General features: G+C 52.2%; 12 protein-coding genes. All 12 read left to right on the top strand.

Annotated features, from left to right (window positions below; genetic code table 11):
• The first annotated feature begins 222 nt into the window (after positions 1-222).
• The 12 genes from H6A34_RS07450 to H6A34_RS07395 all read left to right on the top strand — a co-directional run bounded on the left by H6A34_RS07450 (position 223) and on the right by H6A34_RS07395 (position 15,820).
• Positions 223-3,651, top strand: a complete 3,429-nt coding sequence (locus H6A34_RS07450; protein WP_205104555.1) for an AAA domain-containing protein — start codon at positions 223-225, stop codon at positions 3,649-3,651.
• Positions 3,652-4,554: 903 nt separating this feature from the next.
• Positions 4,555-5,037, top strand: a complete 483-nt coding sequence (locus H6A34_RS07445; protein WP_205104554.1) for a DUF3836 domain-containing protein — start codon at positions 4,555-4,557, stop codon at positions 5,035-5,037.
• A 173-nt stretch (positions 5,038-5,210) separates the two neighbouring features.
• Positions 5,211-6,029: an ABC transporter ATP-binding protein gene (locus tag H6A34_RS07440; protein ID WP_021949403.1), complete on the top strand. Its 819-nt coding sequence runs from the start codon at positions 5,211-5,213 to the stop codon at positions 6,027-6,029.
• 18 nt (positions 6,030-6,047) lie between these two features.
• Complete coding sequence (locus H6A34_RS07435; RefSeq protein WP_205104552.1) at positions 6,048-6,875, top strand: hypothetical protein; 828 nt, start codon at positions 6,048-6,050, stop codon at positions 6,873-6,875.
• 380 nt (positions 6,876-7,255) lie between these two features.
• Entirely contained in the window at positions 7,256-8,080 is an 825-nt protein-coding gene (locus H6A34_RS07430; protein ID WP_205104550.1) for a hypothetical protein, read from the top strand.
• Positions 8,077-8,442, top strand: coding sequence for a GntR family transcriptional regulator (locus H6A34_RS07425; protein ID WP_205104548.1), 366 nt, complete (start codon positions 8,077-8,079; stop codon positions 8,440-8,442). Before H6A34_RS07430 ends, H6A34_RS07425 begins: the two co-directional genes overlap by 4 nt.
• A 271-nt stretch (positions 8,443-8,713) precedes the next feature.
• The gene (locus H6A34_RS07420; RefSeq protein ID WP_021949399.1) at positions 8,714-9,433 is read left to right on the top strand and encodes an ABC transporter ATP-binding protein; all 720 of its coding nucleotides are present in this window, start codon (positions 8,714-8,716) and stop codon (positions 9,431-9,433) included.
• Positions 9,434-9,660: 227 nt separating this feature from the next.
• Complete coding sequence (locus H6A34_RS07415; RefSeq protein WP_021949398.1) at positions 9,661-10,920, top strand: ABC transporter permease; 1,260 nt, start codon at positions 9,661-9,663, stop codon at positions 10,918-10,920.
• Positions 10,921-11,031: 111 nt separating this feature from the next.
• Positions 11,032-12,276 carry an ABC transporter permease gene (locus H6A34_RS07410; RefSeq protein ID WP_021949397.1) on the top strand — a complete coding sequence of 415 codons (1,245 nt, stop codon included), beginning with the start codon at positions 11,032-11,034 and terminating at the stop codon, positions 12,274-12,276.
• Between the two features lie 109 nt (positions 12,277-12,385).
• The gene (locus H6A34_RS07405; RefSeq protein WP_205104546.1) at positions 12,386-13,486 is read left to right on the top strand and encodes an efflux RND transporter periplasmic adaptor subunit; all 1,101 of its coding nucleotides are present in this window, start codon (positions 12,386-12,388) and stop codon (positions 13,484-13,486) included.
• A gap of 186 nt (positions 13,487-13,672) precedes the next feature.
• Positions 13,673-15,004 (top strand): TolC family protein, encoded by a 1,332-nt coding sequence (locus H6A34_RS07400; protein ID WP_205104544.1) that lies wholly within the window; start codon positions 13,673-13,675, stop codon positions 15,002-15,004.
• A 51-nt stretch (positions 15,005-15,055) separates the two neighbouring features.
• Positions 15,056-15,820, top strand: a complete 765-nt coding sequence (locus H6A34_RS07395; protein WP_205104542.1) for a GIN domain-containing protein — start codon at positions 15,056-15,058, stop codon at positions 15,818-15,820.
• The last annotated feature ends 351 nt before the right edge of the window (positions 15,821-16,171 follow it).

The raw sequence follows: 16,171 nt of genomic DNA, 5'->3' as shown, positions 1-16,171 counted from the left end.
GGAAGAGATAATCGAGTTCTTCGGCAGGCTGGGAGGACAGTGAATAATTAAGAATTAAGAGTTAAGAATTAAGAAAAATACTCTTATTGTTTGCGAACAATGCATAACAACAAGGCATCTTTTCTTAATTCTTAACTCTTAATTCTTAATTTCCAGGCTCTTAATTCTTAATTTCCCAAGTCATCTTTTCTTAATTCTTAACTCTTAATTCTTAATTCCCGCATGAATTACTTGTTCTCCCGTGTCCTCGAAATAACCACATTATATGATAGCGTAAAGCCGTCGAGCCTCAACAAGATGGCGCATGAGACGCTTGTGCTTGCGTGCCACGAAGGACTGAAAGGCAGCGGACAGGCATACGGAGACCTGTTCTCTCAGGTGGATTTTCTCTGCCGTAAGTGCAACGTAAGGTTATCCGACAGGATTGCTGTACAGGCAATGCGCCGCCACACCAACGGTGTAGAGCAGGTTGAGAAGGCAGATTTCATGTACGACATGCGTGCCCTCTGCCGCTTTATCTCTGCCGTGACGGGCGACGACGTGCCGGGAGAACTGCTCCGTGTACTGCCCGCCGATGACAAGATTCATGACCGGGTAGAGGGGCTTGACGTGCGTTATGTGCGCTGCATCGTCAGGAGTTGGGACGAGGGATACGCCTATGTGTCGGCTGAAAAAGGACTTGACGGCCGCCTGCTCGCCGTGGATTTGTCAGGCGAAGACCTTGTTTACGTGCGCAAAATGTTGCGCGAGGGCATGCAGATGAACCTTCTCGACTGCAAGATAGACAACCTTCCGCATTCAATAAGCACTGCTCCCGACGGCACGGAGAGCGTCGTTGTGCCAGGACTTGTGGTCGTAGAGCCTGATTATCTGGTAGACATCAGTTCGATAGCGGCGTGCTTCAAGGAGTATGGACACCATCCATTGTCTTACGTTCTCGAACGGATGAGGCCGCGGGCGAACAGTTCCGCCATTCTGCTTGGTAACCTTGCGGGCGGCGTTCTCGACGATATTATAAATGAGGATGAGGCCTTCAGCCTTGCCGAAACGCTGCGGTCAAACTTCGCCGACAAGGCTTTGGAGTACTGTTCGTGTACCGATTTTGACGCCGCAAGGTTCAAGGAAGATATCAAAACGCAGGCCGCTAACATACGTGAGGCCGTCAAAGTGATGTTCGCAGAGTACGACCGGAGCCGCGTTGTGCTCGAACCGTCGTTCGTTTGCGAGCGTCTTGGCCTGCAAGGACGTGTCGACCTCATGACAACCGACTTCCGCCTGCTTGTTGAACAGAAGTCGGGCAAGAACCGTAACGTGGAGACCGGACGTGCCGGAGGCCACGGCAGCATGCAGCTGGAGCCGCATTACGTCCAGCTGTTGCTGTACTACGGCGTGCTGAGATACAACTTCAACCTCGGTTACGACCGCACGGACATACGCCTGCTTTACTCCAAATATCCGTCCGAACGTGGTCTTATGGCCGTGGCTTTTTACCGAAAGCTGTTCCGCGAGGCGTTAAAGCTGCGCAACGAAATTGTCGCTACCGACTTCTTTATAGCCCGTGAAGGCTTTGAACGCATACTTCCCGTACTCACTCCGGAGCGCATCAACACCGCCGGACTTGACAATTCGTTCTACCATACGTGGCTGTTGCCGAAGATAGAGGCGGTGACCGAGCCGCTCAGAAACCTCGAACCGCTCGAGCGTGAGTACTTTTGCCGCATGGCGACGTTCGCCTGCCGTGAGCAGCTTCTCGGCAAAGTGGGCACCCAGGAGGGCGTAAGCAGCTGCGCCGCCGACCTCTGGAACATGCCGCTTACCGAGAAGATAGAGACCGGAAACATATATACGGGACTGAGGATTGTGGCAAAGGAGTGCGGCGGAGGCGGCGACGTGCCCAACATGTTGCGCCTGACGGTGCCCGGACAGGGTGAAGGCTTCCTGCCGAACTTCCGCCGTGGCGACATGGTTTACCTTTATCAATACCTCGAAGGACAGGAACCTGACGCACGTAACGCCATTCTTTACAAGGGCACTATGGTGGAGATACACACCGACGAGATTTCAGTCGCATTGACAAACGGACAGAAAAATCCCGAGATACTTCAGATTCAGGACGGCGATGACGGTTCGCTTTATGCCGTAGAGCATGCCGGAGGTGACTCGTCGGCAGGCTCGGCAATGCGCAGTCTGTTCGAGTTTGTCACCGCCCCGGCGGCACGCAAGGCCCTGCTTCTCGGCCAACGTCCGCCCGAGATGGACGCAACACAGAGGCTGACACGCATGTACAACCCGTCGTATGACGACATAATTGAGCGCACCAAGCAGGCACGCGACTACTTCCTGCTGGTCGGTCCGCCGGGCACTGGCAAGACATCAATGGCCATCAGGTTTATTGTTGAGGAAGAATTGACGAAGGATGACGCCTCGATACTGCTCATGGCGTACACCAACAGGGCCGTTGACGAGCTGTGCGCAATGCTCGACGACGCAGGCATTGACTACATCCGGCTGGGCAGCGAGTACAGTGCCGACCCGCGTTGCAAGCCTCATCTGCTGTCAGAATACGTCAAGGACACACCCCGGCTTGACGGAATGAAGGCTAAGATAATGTCCGCCCGAGTCATAACGGGCACTACGTCAATGCTCGTGTCACGGCCTTACGTCTTTGACTTGAAGCACTTTACGCTTGCCGTTGTTGACGAAGCGTCGCAGATTCTCGAGCCGAACATCATCGGCCTGCTGGCTGCCCACCGTCCCGACGGCAACGGAACGGAGACTTGTCGCATAGACCGCTTCATCCTTACGGGCGACCATAAGCAGCTGCCCGCCGTTGTCCGGCAGGACGAAAGCGACTCGGCCGTATCGTCATCGACGCTCAACGACATCTGCCTGGACAACTGTCGTAACTCGCTGTTCGAACGCTTGCTGCGCCTGGAGCGCAAGGCGGGGCGCACGGACTTCATCGGCGTGCTGCGGCGCCACGGCAGAATGCACCCCGAAGTGGCCGACTTCCCCTGCCATGAGTTCTATTACGAGGAGAATTTAAGCCCCGTTCCGCTGGCCCACCAGCAGGAAACGGCACTTGAATATGCCGACATCGGCATGCACGACGAGCTTGACACGCTGCTGCGCAAGCACCGCGTAATCTTCATTCCGTCACGGAAGTGCCGCCGTCCGGACGTTTCTGACAAGGTAAACACCGACGAGGCAGCCACCGTGGCCGACATCCTGCATCGTGTAAGACTTATGCTGGGCGACCGCTTCACGCCCGAGCGCAGCGTGGGCGTAATCGTTCCGTACCGTAACCAGATAGCCGTTATCCGCAAGGAGATAGAGCGTTACGGCATGAAAGAGCTCGAGGCTGTGTCGATAGACACGGTTGAGAGATACCAGGGCAGCCAGCGCGACGTGATAATATACTCGTTTACGGTGCAGAACCGATGGCAGCTGGAGTTTCTTGCGGGCAGTTGTTTCATTGACGAAGGCCGCCTGATAGACCGTAAACTGAACGTGGCGATGACACGTGCGCGCCGCCAGATGATAATGACGGGCAACGTTGAGGTGCTGTCGACGAACCCCGTTTTCGACAGGCTGATAAAATACGTGGAAAGTAAAGGCGGTGAACAGGAAATAAAAAAGGGACTCCGCTGAGTCCCTCATTCCATTGTTAACCTTAAATCTAATACTATGAAAAACACGATGCAAAGGTAAACATTTTTCATAAAAGCGGTGCATAATGCGCTGCTTTTTTTGTTATAAAGTGGTGTTTTTATTGACTTATATCAAATAAAAGAATCTTTATGACACATAATTAGCCATTTTTCGAGCATTTAGGGTGTATAGAAAAGATTGACGGAAAAGAGGCGTAAGATAAGGGGTTGGCAGGGATTTGTCGGAAGTTAGACGAACAGCAGTTAGTCCGGAGTTAACAGCCAAGAGTCTTGTTGTTATGAGTAAAACATGTGTCTGTTGACTCCTGATAACCTCGGCGAGAAGCGCCAGACTTCCGTTAATTCCTTATCTAAATTCCCTTTCAAAACCCCTTGTGTAACTGTTTGATATTCAATGCGTTATAAAAGGCCATCTTTTGGCTTCCAAAAGGTGGCCTTTTAGCTTGTAAAAGACGGCCTTTTGCAATGCGATTTGCCGTCTTTTGCAAAACCGTCGATATTCCTTCCCGTTGCGGGTGAACATCAAGCGGCTTTTTATTATATAAATCAAGGTGTCAGGATTATGCTTGACGGTATGCCGTTTGATGAAATTCAGGCGTTTAATTTATATATAATGTATAGACTGTTATGCTCCGGTGGCGTATCGGGTGATGATTTAACCCGTCGCAATGCGCTGTATTCTTAAAATTTGTTTACATGCAGCCGCTTTTTACTTGGCAAGTTTAAACTAAAGTTAAAATCATGGCTTTTCTTGCATTTTTTCGTCGAAAAACTTGCAAGTAATGTGTTATTGCAGTACATTTGCAGTGTACTACAACAATAGTACACTAAGAAACAAATAAACATTAATGACAATATTGACAATTTAAAGACTTTAACAATTATGGGAACTATCATCACAGCAGCTACAATCATGGCAATGTACCTTAACTCAACAGGTAACGTCAACTCACAGTATTACTACAACGCCGACATCGAGAACGGCCAGGTAAAGACAATGTACGTGTATGACAAGCAGGGCGAGAGCCTCAGCGGCAAACTGGAATACCGCTATACTTACGACAACCAGGGCCGCGTAACAAGCAAAGAGGTAGTACGCCGCGACGCACGCACGGGCCGGATGACACCCGAAAGCCTGTACACCTATACTTATACCACTGACGGATACACGATGGAGCGCAACTTATGGAATGCCTCAACACACGCCTTCGACCGCGCCGACGGCCGTACCGAATACCGCCGCGAGACCGAGAGCGTAATGTCGGTGACCAACTATGAAGTGGCAGAGGACGGCACAGTGACCGCCATAACGGACAACATGCTGGTAATGCTGCCGGCTAACGAAGGGCTGATGGCAGAATTTTAATTGAAGGAGTTAAGAAGTAATGGAGTAAAGGAGTTAAGACGAATGCCATGCAGATACGTCTTTTCATCCTACTACTCTCTCTCAATAAGCGTAAGATTACAAGGCATTCGTCTTAACTCCTTTACTCCATTACTCCTTAACTCCTATAGGAATAACCCCAAAACTAAAATAAAATGATACACATCGAGAATTTAAAATACAAATACCAGGGCGCGAAACATTACGTCTTCGACAACTTCAGCCTCGACTTTGAGGACAACAACATCTACGGACTGCTGGGCAAGAACGGCACGGGTAAGTCCACCCTGCTCTATCTTATCAGCGGACTGTTGCGCCGTACGGCCGGCACCATCACAGTAGACGGCGTTGACTCGTCGAGACACCAGGCCGAGACGCTCGAGGAAATATTCCTCGTTCCCGAGGAGTTCGACCTCGCCCCGATGACCCTCGAGGCCTACGTCAAGCTGAACAAGCCGTTCTATCCACGCTTCAGTCGCGACATATTGGAAAGCTGTCTGCGCGACTTCGAACTGACGCCGGACATCCACCTCAAGGAGCTTTCCATGGGACAGAAAAAGAAAGTGTACATGAGCTTCGCCATGGCGGCCAACACCAAGCTCCTGCTTATGGACGAACCGACCAACGGACTGGACATTCCGTCGAAGAGCCAGTTCCGTAAAGTAATAGCGAACAACATGGCCGACGACCGCACAATGATAATATCCACCCACCAGGTGCACGACGTTGAGTCGCTGCTCGACCACATCGTAATGCTCGACCGCTCGCAAATCCTGCTTAACGCGTCCGTCGCCGACATATGCGAGAAGTACAACTTCGAGTTCCGTTCATTAGGAGAACCGCAGGACGACGTGCTCTACTCCGAGCCGTCAGTGCAGGGCAACGCCGTAATAACGCGCAAACGCGAGGGCGACGAGGACACTACGCTTAACCTTGAGCTGCTCTTCAACGCTCTGACTAAACATGCATTATAATCTTAAAGACAAAAGACAATGAAAAATTTTGATATAAACCGCTTTGGCAGTGTGCTGAAATGGAATGCGCTGATGACAAAGAAAGAGATACTTACAAATACCGCCTCAATGACGTTCGCGTTCGTCGTGCTTGCCGTGGTGCAGGTAATGTCGAGCCGTAATGAGTCTGACATGGTTGTTGCTGATAATTTTAATAGCTTCACATCGTTTGCGCTTTTTGTATTTTTGATAATCTGTTCCATCGGCGGATGCTGGATTTTCAACAACATGAAGACCAAAGAGCAGCGCATAACGTTCAAGATGCTGCCGGCCACAGACCTCGAGAAGTTCGTTGTCCGTGCGCTTTACGCCACGGTGGTGTGGTGGCTTATGGGCTTCATCGCATTCTGTCTGGCTGACCTTTTCCGCATGCTCATCAGCCTGATAGCGGGCATTGACATAGTGAAAAGCGCCATACCGGACTTTCTTAACATGCTTTTCGGCGGCAACGACCATAACATCAGCATATTCGGTGAGACCGACATGACCTACGTATTGCCGCTTACCTTTGCCGCTAATGCCTGGGCTTTCTGGGTACATTCGCTCTACATACTGGGCGGAGCGCTGTTCCGTCGCCGCCAGTTCGTGCTCACCACGCTTGCGCACTGTATCATCGGACTGGCCTTCACGCCGATAATCGTGGACTTTGTCGACAGCCTTGACAATGAGACCGCCGAGCAAATGTTCTGCATTGTGATGTGGACGGCGGGCTCGGTGTTCACCCTTCTCTTCCTGTTTAACTGGTGGCTGTCGTACAAAATATTCCGCCGCATGCAGGTAATCAACAACAAATGGCTGAACCTTTGAAAGGTGAAAGGGTGAAAAAGTGAAAAGGTGAAAAAGCCGTTTGCGTGAATTAAAAATGTCAGTGGAAACCGCCGGGTTGGTAAAAAGCCGTCTTTCGCCTTCCAAAAGGCCGCATTTTACAACGCAAAAGACCGTGTTTTGCAAGCCAAAAGGCCACCTTTTACAGTACCAAACGTAACACACTGATTGTCAACAAGATACAAGAGACATAAGGAGCAATCCCTCCCTAACCAAAGGAACAGCCCCTCCCTACCCCTCCCGAGGGAGGGAATGAGGACAGGAACTAATGATATAAGGTAATGGCTTTAACTTCTTAGCGATCGCAGGGAGCGATAACCTCCCTTAACTTCTATAAATTCAAGAATAAAAACAACTGAACAATGAGCAACTTCGATATAAAACGCTTTGCAAAAGTGGCCCAGTGGACATGGAGGATGAACTTTAAGGGCGCGTTGTCCTACGCCGCAGGAATGTCATTCGGCTTCCTCTGCACTTACATCGGGTGGATATATCCCTACCTGAAGGGCATGGACGCCGGAGGCGAAGAGCGCATGGTGCATAGCATATCCTTTTGTACATTGGTTTACCTGCTTATCTTTATCATCAGCGGAACGTGGATTTTCGCCGACATGAAGACGAAAGCCGCATGCACGACGGTGAAGCTACAGCCCGCGAGCGACCTCGAGAAGTTCCTCGTTAGGTTTCTCGGCGTAACGCTCGGAGTCGCCGTGATGGGCATCGTATCATTCTGTATTGCCGACATCGTGCGCATCGTGGCGTGCCTCATTACGGGTGTTGACTACGTTACTTTCAGCCTGCCGTACTTCCTTCAGATGGTTTTCACCAACGCAGATATCACCGGCAACCTTACAAGCGCAGGCAGCACATATCCCACGGCGGTGAACTTTGTCGCCGCCGGATGGTGCTTTTGGGCACAGTCGCTGTATATTCTTGGCGGCACGGCGCTGCGCCGTTACCAGTTCGCCATAACCTCAACTGTACATGCGGCGCTGTTCATTGCGATGACGGTGGTCGTGGCCTACGGGAACGGCAACATCGAAGCGACAGTCATGGACGAAGGCCTGGCACCAACATTCTACACCATCGGCGCCGTGCTCTTCGGCATAGCGGTGCTAAACTGGTGGTTCTCTTACAGGATTTTCAAGCGTATGCAGGTTATAAACAATAAATGGATTAACTTATGAACTTTACGACAGAGAAAGCGATTTACGTGCAGATAGCCGACAGATTGTGCGACGAGATACTCACGGGCAAGTTCGGCGACGACGAGAGAATACCCTCCGTGCGCGAGTATGCCGTGCTGCTTGAGGTTAACACCAACACTACCGTGAAGTCGTATGACCTGCTGGCACAGCAAGGTATAATATACAACAAGCGCGGACTGGGCTACTTCGTCACCGCCGGAGCAAAGGACAAGATTCTTGAAGAGCGCCGCCGCGAGTTCATGGAGCAGCGCCTTCCCGAGATGTTCCGCCAGATGCAGCTGCTCGGGATAGGGATAGAGGAAGTGGAGAAGGAGTGGAATTCGCAAGGAGTTAAGGAGTAATGTAGTAAAGGAGTTAAGACAAATGTCATGCTTGATGACTTTTACTATAATGTAATGGCCAAGGAATGTAAAGAGCAAGAGTCTGTATTCTTTTCATGGCTTACAAAATTTCTATCCTTAACATAGGGCTTTGCAACTTTTCAACTACATGTTACGTCTAACACAATGAAAAAAGAACAATATAAGAGAAAGGCCGGTTAAACGGAATAAAGGCTAATGTCTTAACTCCTTTACTCCATGACTCCTTAACTCCTAAAAATAAAATAACCCAATGATTCACCTACAAGACATCAACAAGACGTACGACAACGGACAGCCGCTGCACGTGCTCAAGGGCATAAACCTCGACATAGAGAAGGGCGAGTTCGTGTCAATCATGGGCGCGTCAGGCTCGGGCAAGTCCACGTTATTAAACATATTGGGCATTCTCGACAACTACGACTCGGGCGAATACACCTTGGCGGGCACGCTCATTAAGGACCTTTCGGAGACTAAGGCTGCCGAATACCGCAACAGGATGATAGGATTCATCTTCCAGTCGTTCAACCTCATATCGTTCAAGACGGCCGTAGAGAACGTGGAGCTGCCCCTGTTTTACCAGGGAGTGCGCCGCCGCGAGCGCCACCGCAAGGCCATGGAGTACCTCGAGCGCTTGGGACTGAAGGACTGGGCGGGGCACTATCCCAACGAGATGTCGGGCGGACAGAAGCAGCGTGTGGCAATAGCGCGGGCGCTGATAACCCATCCTCAAATAATACTTGCCGACGAACCGACCGGCGCGCTCGACTCGAAGACCAGCGTGGAGGTGATGAAGCTGCTCAAGCAACTCAACGAGGAGCAGGGCATGACCATAGTAGTGGTCACCCACGAGAGCGGCGTCGCCAACGAGACCAACAAGATTGTACACATCAAGGACGGACTGATAGGCGACATAGAGGTTAACTTTGACCACCACGCATCGCCGTTCGGCAGCGGAGGAGTGATGAAATAAAGGGAAAAGTAAAGAATGAAAAGTGAAAAATCCACGTTCATCCACATCTTCCCCTACAACTCCCGGTCCTCCCAGCAATCCCAGTCCTCTCAACCAAATGCCGCCTTTCACAAGGCGATTGGCCGCCTTTTACACGCTAAAAGGCCACCTTTCGCAGGCTAAAAGACGGCCTTTTGCAACGAAAGAGATAACACTTTGATTTTCAACTGGTTACAAAGCAATAAGACATGAGAGATATTTTCGTTGAAATATGGAGCACTGTCCGCCGCAATAAGCTGCGCACCGCACTGACAGGTTTTGCCGTGGCGTGGGGCATTTTCATGCTCATCTTCCTGCTGGGAGCGGGCAACGGCCTCATCAACGCCATGATGTTGCAGAGCGACAGATTCCTTGACAACTCGATGATGGTTGGCGGCAGCTATACGTCGAAGCCCTACGACGGACTGAAGGAGGGACGGCGCATAGAGCTGAACGACAAGGACATGGCCGTGACGGGAAACAGTTTTCCCGCCAACGTGCAGGAGACGGGCGCTTCGTTCGACCAGAACGACCTGACATTCAGCCACGGAGACAACTACGTGAGCAGCTCGCTGAGCGGTGTATATCCCAACGAAATAGAGATAAACAAGAAGGAAATGCTGTACGGCCGCTTCATTAACGACATCGACATAGAGCAGAAGCGCAAGGTGATAGTGCTGAATGAGGACGACGCCAAGGAGCTGTTGCCGCAGGGAACGGAGCGTATCGTAGGTCAGTATGTCGACGTTGACAGCCTGGCTTTCCGTGTAGTGGGCGTGTACAAGGCCGACCGCAGCGGCATGAACTCATCTGCCTACACGGCGTTCACCACCTTCCGCGCCATATATAATAAAGGTGACAAGGTTGAGACGATACTGTTCTCGTTCAAGGGACTTGACACCCAGGAGGCCAACGACGCCTTCGAGGCGCAATACCGGGCGCGCATTAACGGCAACCACCGTGCCGCTCCCGATGACGAACGCTCAGTGTGGATATGGAACCGCTTTACGCAGAACCTCCAGATGAACACCGGAATGAACATAATACGCACCGCGCTGTGGGTGGTTGGCCTCTTCACGTTGCTCAGCGGCATAGTGGGCGTGAGCAATATCATGCTAATCACCGTCAAGGAACGCACCCGTGAGTTCGGCATACGCAAGGCCATAGGCGCAAAGCCACGCTCCATACTGCGCCTGATAATCGTCGAGAGCGTGGTCATCACGACGTTTTTCGGCTACATAGGCATGGTGTTAGGCGTGGCAGCCAACGAATACATGGACTCCACGATAGGCCGGATGAAGGTTGACAGCGGCCTGTTCGAGGCCACGATGTTCTACAATCCCACCGTCGGAATAGACGTCTGCGTGGCCGCTACTGTAGTAATGATTGTGGCAGGAACGCTCGCCGGCCTCATACCCGCCCGCAAGGCAGCGCGCATAAGGCCAATCGAGGCGCTGATGGCGGAGTGAGAATAAGGATAAGCCAAATATGCCTGATAAGGCAAATTAGCCCAATGAGTCATGGCCTATCAGGCCAATCAGGCTCATTCGGCCCATTAGTCCTATAAAAAACAATAACCAATGAGATTCGACATTGACAGATTTCGGGAAATAATAGACACCCTGACAAGAAACAAGACGCGGAGCTTCCTCACCGGTTTCGGCGTGTTCTGGGGCGTGTTCATGCTCGTTGCCCTGCTCGGAGGCGGCCAGGGACTGAAGGAATTGCTGCAAAGCAACTTCGAAGGGTTCGCCACCAACTCGGCGATCATCTTCGCCCAGCCAACCACGAAGCCGTATGCCGGATTCCGTAAGGAACGCCAATGGAACATGGTGTACAACGACGTGGAGCGCCTGAAACGGCAAGTGCCCGAGCTGGAGACCGTCTCGCCAATGCTGTCTCACTGGGGAGGAAACGCCACTCACGGCGACAAGAAGACCGAATGTACGATGAAAGGCGTTATGCCCGACTACCGGAACGTTGAAGCTCCGTTGCTGTTTTACGGTCGTTTCATCAACGATATGGACATACAGAACAACCGCAAGGTGTGCGTTATAGGCAAACGCGTGTACAAGGAGCTGTTTCCAGGCGGCGGAGACCCGTGCGGACAGCGTATCTGCGTTGACAATATATATTACGACGTAGTAGGAGTTGACTACAGCGCGGGCAACATGAGCATTAACGGACGCTCCGAGACGTCGGTCGTGGTGCCGTTTACCATGATGCAGAAAGCCTATGCCCTCGGTGACAACGTACATCTTATGTGCGTCACGGCGAAGCCGGGCATCACCATGAGCAGCATAACCCAGAAGATGCGCAGCGTCATAGCGAAGGCCCACCAGATAGACCCTACCGACGAGAAAGCCGTCACCGTGTTCAACACAGAGGTGATGTTCGGCATGCTCGACAACCTTTTCTCCGGCGTAAACTTCCTCATCCTGCTCGTCGGAATAGGCACACTGCTGGCCGGGGCGATAGGAGTGAGCAACATAATGATGGTAACCGTGCGCGAGAGAACAATCGAGATTGGTATCCGCAGGGCCATAGGCGCCACGCCGAAGAACATCCTCGGCCAGATAATAACCGAGAGCGTGATACTAACCGCGGTCGCCGGCATGAGCGGAATACTGTTCGCCGTGATGATACTCGAAATGCTTGAACTCGGGAACACTACCGACGGGATAGTCGCGGCGCACTTCCAGGTACAGTTCTGGACGGCCGTTGGAGCCACGATACTGCTTGCCGTGCTCGGCGTTTTGGCAGGACTCGCCCCGGCAGTGCGTGCCATGAGCATAAAACCCGTTGACGCTATGAGGGACGAATAGCTAATTCATAATTCACAATTCATAATTCATAATTGGGTGGATGAACGCAAACAATGTAAGGAATTTTCCTTGTCTGCTTGTCTGCTCGTAACTTGTCAACTAACAAAATATGAAAAAGTACTTGAAAATCGTTGTCGCGGCATTAATCGCCCTGGTGTTCATTGGAACGTTCGTTTTCCTATACCAGAAGTCGAAACCGCAACCCGTGACCTATGACGAGTTTACTCCCAAGGTTGCGGACATCAACAAGACCACCGTAATCACCGGCTCTATCGAGCCCCGTGACGAAGTGGAGGTAAAGCCGCAAATCAGCGGTATCATAACGGATATCTACAAAGAAGCCGGCGAAACGGTGCAGGAGGGCGAGGTCATAGCCAAGGTAAAGGTCATTCCGGACATGAGCCAGCTAAGCTCGGCGGAAGCCCGAGTGCGCCTTGCGGACATCAACCTTAAGCAGGCCGAGGTAAACCACGGGCGCGAGAAGCAGCTGTATGACAAACAACTGGTAAGCGCAGAGGAGTATGACAACGTGCGCCAGGCACTCGACCAGGCCCGCGAGGAAAAGAACGCGGCGATAGATGCCCTCGAGGTTGTACGCGACGGAGTGTCCAGAAGCAACGCAAGCGCCAGCAGTACGCTCATCCGCTCAACAATAAGCGGCCTGATACTTGACATCCCGGTGAAGGTCGGCAACTCCGTGATTCTCAGCAACACGTTCAACGACGGTACGACGATAGCCACCGTAGCGGACATGAGCGACCTGATATTCAAGGGCAATATCGACGAGACGGAGGTAGGACAGCTGGTCACGGGAATGGACATGAAGATAACGATCGGCGCCCTGCAGAACCTCAAGTTCGACGCTTCGCTTGAGTATATCTCGCCGAAAGCGACCGACAACAACGGCGCCAACCAGTTCGAGATTAAGGCCGCAGTGACCGTTCCGGCGGGTAACAACATACGCTCCGGCTACAGCGCCAACGCCGAAATAGTGCTGGCCAGCGCCAAGAACGTGCTGACCGTGCCGGAAAGCGCAATCGAATTCAGCGGCAACGACACTTACGTGTACATCGTGAAAGGCTCGGGAGAGGAGAAAACGTACGAACGCCGCAAGGTGACGACAGGCCTCAGCGACGGCGTGAACATCGAGATCAAGAGCGGACTGACGAAGAAAGACAAGGTGAGAGGACCGCAGAAAGTTAAGGAATAAGCCCACATCCCGTCCCTTCATACAAATAATGAGAATGTGAAAGACGGCAAAATGCAATGCAAGAGGCGGCCTTTTGGAAAGTGAAAGGCCGTCAATCGCAACGCAAAAGGCCACCTTTTGCAGCCCTAGAGACAACATACCGGGAACGTATTGATTATCAACCACTTACAAACAAACCGCAAAACAATGTACCGAATCATATTCACATTATCGTTCATCCTGGCCAGCCTGGCTGCCTCGGCACAACAATCCGGGGGATGGACCCTGCGACAGTGCATCGACTACGCGCTGGAGAACAACATCACCGTAAAGCAACAGGACGTGACGCGGCGGCAGAACGAGGTGCAACTGAGCACGGCAAAGAACAGCCGCCTGCCCGACCTGAACGCCTCGGCGTCGCAGAACTGGTCGTTCGGGCGTGGCCTTACGTCAGAGAACACATATTCCAACAGGAACACCAGCAGCACATCCCTCTCGCTTGGCACAACCGTTCCACTCTTCACCGGCTTCCGCATACCGCGCACAATAGAGCTTAACAAGCTGAACCTCGAAGCCGCTACGGCCGACCTCGGCAAGGCGCGCGACGACATAAGCGTGCAGGTGGCCCAGGCATACGTGCAGATACTGTACAACATTGAGCTGCGCGACGTGGCCCAAAGACAGATTGACATCGACTCAATGCAGGTGGAACGCCTGCGCGAAATGTACTGCACAGGCAAGGCCAGCGGCGTAGAGGTAGCCCAACAGGAAGCGACCCTGGCCCAAAGCCGCCTTACACTGACGCAGGCCGACAACGACTACCGAATATCATTGCTGACCCTGGCACAGCTGCTCGAGCTGCCTTCACCCGAAGGTTTCACCATCGTGCGTCCCGACATTGCCACACTTACCGTAGACGAGGCTGCCGCACTGCCGCTGCCCGACGAGATATTCCAGGAGGCAATAGCCTTCAAGCCGGAGGTAAAGGCGGAAACGCTACGCCTAAAAAGCACCGAGATGAGCATCAAGATAGCCCAAAGCGCGCTGTGGCCGACACTGTCGCTATCGGCCGGACTCGGCTCAAACTATTACAAGACGAACGGTTTTGACACCGAAAGCTTCGGCCGGCAAATGCGCAACAACTTCAGCCAGTACATCGGATTGAGCCTGAACATACCTATATTCAACCGATTCGAGACGCGCAACAGTATCCGTTCGGCACGGCTTGACCGTGAGTCGCAGCAGCTCAGGCTCGACGACGTGAAGAAAACGCTGTACAAGGAGATACAGCAGGCCTACTACAACGCCGTGGCCGCACGCGCGCAATATGCCAGCAGCACCGAAGCCACGGCGAGCAACAAGGCCGCTTTCGACCTGATGTCGGCAAAGTACGAGTACGGCAAGGCAAATATAACCGAGTTCAACGAGTCAAAGAACAACTGGCTGAAAGCCGAGAGCGACCTTGCAAGGGCAAAATACGAGTACATGTACGACACGAGCCTGCTCGACTTCTACCGCGGACGGCCGCTCGACTTCTGACAGCCAACGGCACGACAATACATCTTCAAACACTTTAAAAGACATCCATATATGAAAAAGAACGTACTGATATTCGCTGCGGCGGCCATGCTGCTGTCGTCATGCATAGTAAAATTCAACAACAAAATAGGCGGAATTCCGCCGGCAGCCAGCGCCGACGCAGCCATAAAGGCAGCCAACGAGGCCGCCTCAAAAGGCTTCAACGGCATAGAAGCCCACGGCAGCTTTGACGTATATTACACGCAGGACAGCACCTCTACAGTGAGAATCGTGGGCGACACGGCCAGCATAAGACACACCATCGTAAAGTCTGACGGCTCAACACTCACCATAGCCGAAGCCGACGGCAAAGGCCTGTTCAAAAGCAAAAGCTACAATGTTGACGTCTACATAACATCGCCCGAACTGGCGAAAGTCGGCATGTACGGCTCAGGCGACTTCAAGACGAAGGGCGGCGTCAGCTCCGACAGGCTCGACATGGAGGTGGCCGGCTCGGGCAGCTTAGTTCTTGACGGAGTCAAGGCCAACCATCTAAGCATAAACATAGCCGGCTCGGGCAACGCCACGACAGGCCACACCACCACCAAGACAACAGATGTAAGCATAGCCGGCTCGGGCAACGTAGGCATTAACGGTATCAAGACGGACGGGCTGAATACATCCATTGCGGGCTCGGGCGACATCAAGATTACAGGCGCCGACATCAACCGGGCAAAATGCGCGATAGCCGGTTCGGGCGACATCGACATAAAAGGCAACGTAAGACAGTGCGACAGGAGCATTGCCGGCTCAGGTTCTGTATCCATAAAGAAGTAACATAGCCGGCAGAAACAGCACATAAAGTCCGGCAGGTCATTGCCTTCACGTAAGTCGCTGACTGTCAGACGATTTCCAATATGCCACGTTTTACCGTCCGAAAGGCCACCTTTTGCAATGCGAAAGGTGGCCTTTTAGCGCATGAAACATGGCCTTTCAGGGTTCATCCGCAGGCGCCTCGGAAATGAAAATAAAAGCTCGTTTCCAACGCTTTTATTTTGCATTTCGTTCGGCTTGCACTATCTTTACATAACATAGGCGGCGCCTCGGAAGTGAAAATAAAAGCTCGTTTCCATCGCTTTTATTTTGCATTTCGCTCGGCTTGCACTATCTTTGCACCCAAAATACCGG

Source organism: Marseilla massiliensis (assembly GCF_016899855.1).
Classification (GTDB): Bacteria; Bacteroidota; Bacteroidia; order Bacteroidales; family Bacteroidaceae; genus Prevotella.
The sequence above is the reverse complement of the archived record's forward strand: the minus strand, read 5'-3'. Positions and strand labels throughout refer to the sequence as shown.

What these genes read in the sequence shown, in the direction of transcription:
- H6A34_RS07450 (WP_205104555.1), top strand. Translation starts at nt 223, where the DNA reads ATGAATTACTTGTTCTCCCGTGTCCTCGAAATAACCACATTATATGAT.
- H6A34_RS07445 (WP_205104554.1), top strand. Translation starts at nt 4,555, where the DNA reads ATGGGAACTATCATCACAGCAGCTACAATCATGGCAATGTACCTTAAC.
- H6A34_RS07440 (WP_021949403.1), top strand. Translation starts at nt 5,211, where the DNA reads ATGATACACATCGAGAATTTAAAATACAAATACCAGGGCGCGAAACAT.
- H6A34_RS07435 (WP_205104552.1), top strand. Translation starts at nt 6,048, where the DNA reads ATGAAAAATTTTGATATAAACCGCTTTGGCAGTGTGCTGAAATGGAAT.
- H6A34_RS07430 (WP_205104550.1), top strand. Translation starts at nt 7,256, where the DNA reads ATGAGCAACTTCGATATAAAACGCTTTGCAAAAGTGGCCCAGTGGACA.
- H6A34_RS07425 (WP_205104548.1), top strand. Translation starts at nt 8,077, where the DNA reads ATGAACTTTACGACAGAGAAAGCGATTTACGTGCAGATAGCCGACAGA.
- H6A34_RS07420 (WP_021949399.1), top strand. Translation starts at nt 8,714, where the DNA reads ATGATTCACCTACAAGACATCAACAAGACGTACGACAACGGACAGCCG.
- H6A34_RS07415 (WP_021949398.1), top strand. Translation starts at nt 9,661, where the DNA reads ATGAGAGATATTTTCGTTGAAATATGGAGCACTGTCCGCCGCAATAAG.
- H6A34_RS07410 (WP_021949397.1), top strand. Translation starts at nt 11,032, where the DNA reads ATGAGATTCGACATTGACAGATTTCGGGAAATAATAGACACCCTGACA.
- H6A34_RS07405 (WP_205104546.1), top strand. Translation starts at nt 12,386, where the DNA reads ATGAAAAAGTACTTGAAAATCGTTGTCGCGGCATTAATCGCCCTGGTG.
- H6A34_RS07400 (WP_205104544.1), top strand. Translation starts at nt 13,673, where the DNA reads ATGTACCGAATCATATTCACATTATCGTTCATCCTGGCCAGCCTGGCT.
- H6A34_RS07395 (WP_205104542.1), top strand. Translation starts at nt 15,056, where the DNA reads ATGAAAAAGAACGTACTGATATTCGCTGCGGCGGCCATGCTGCTGTCG.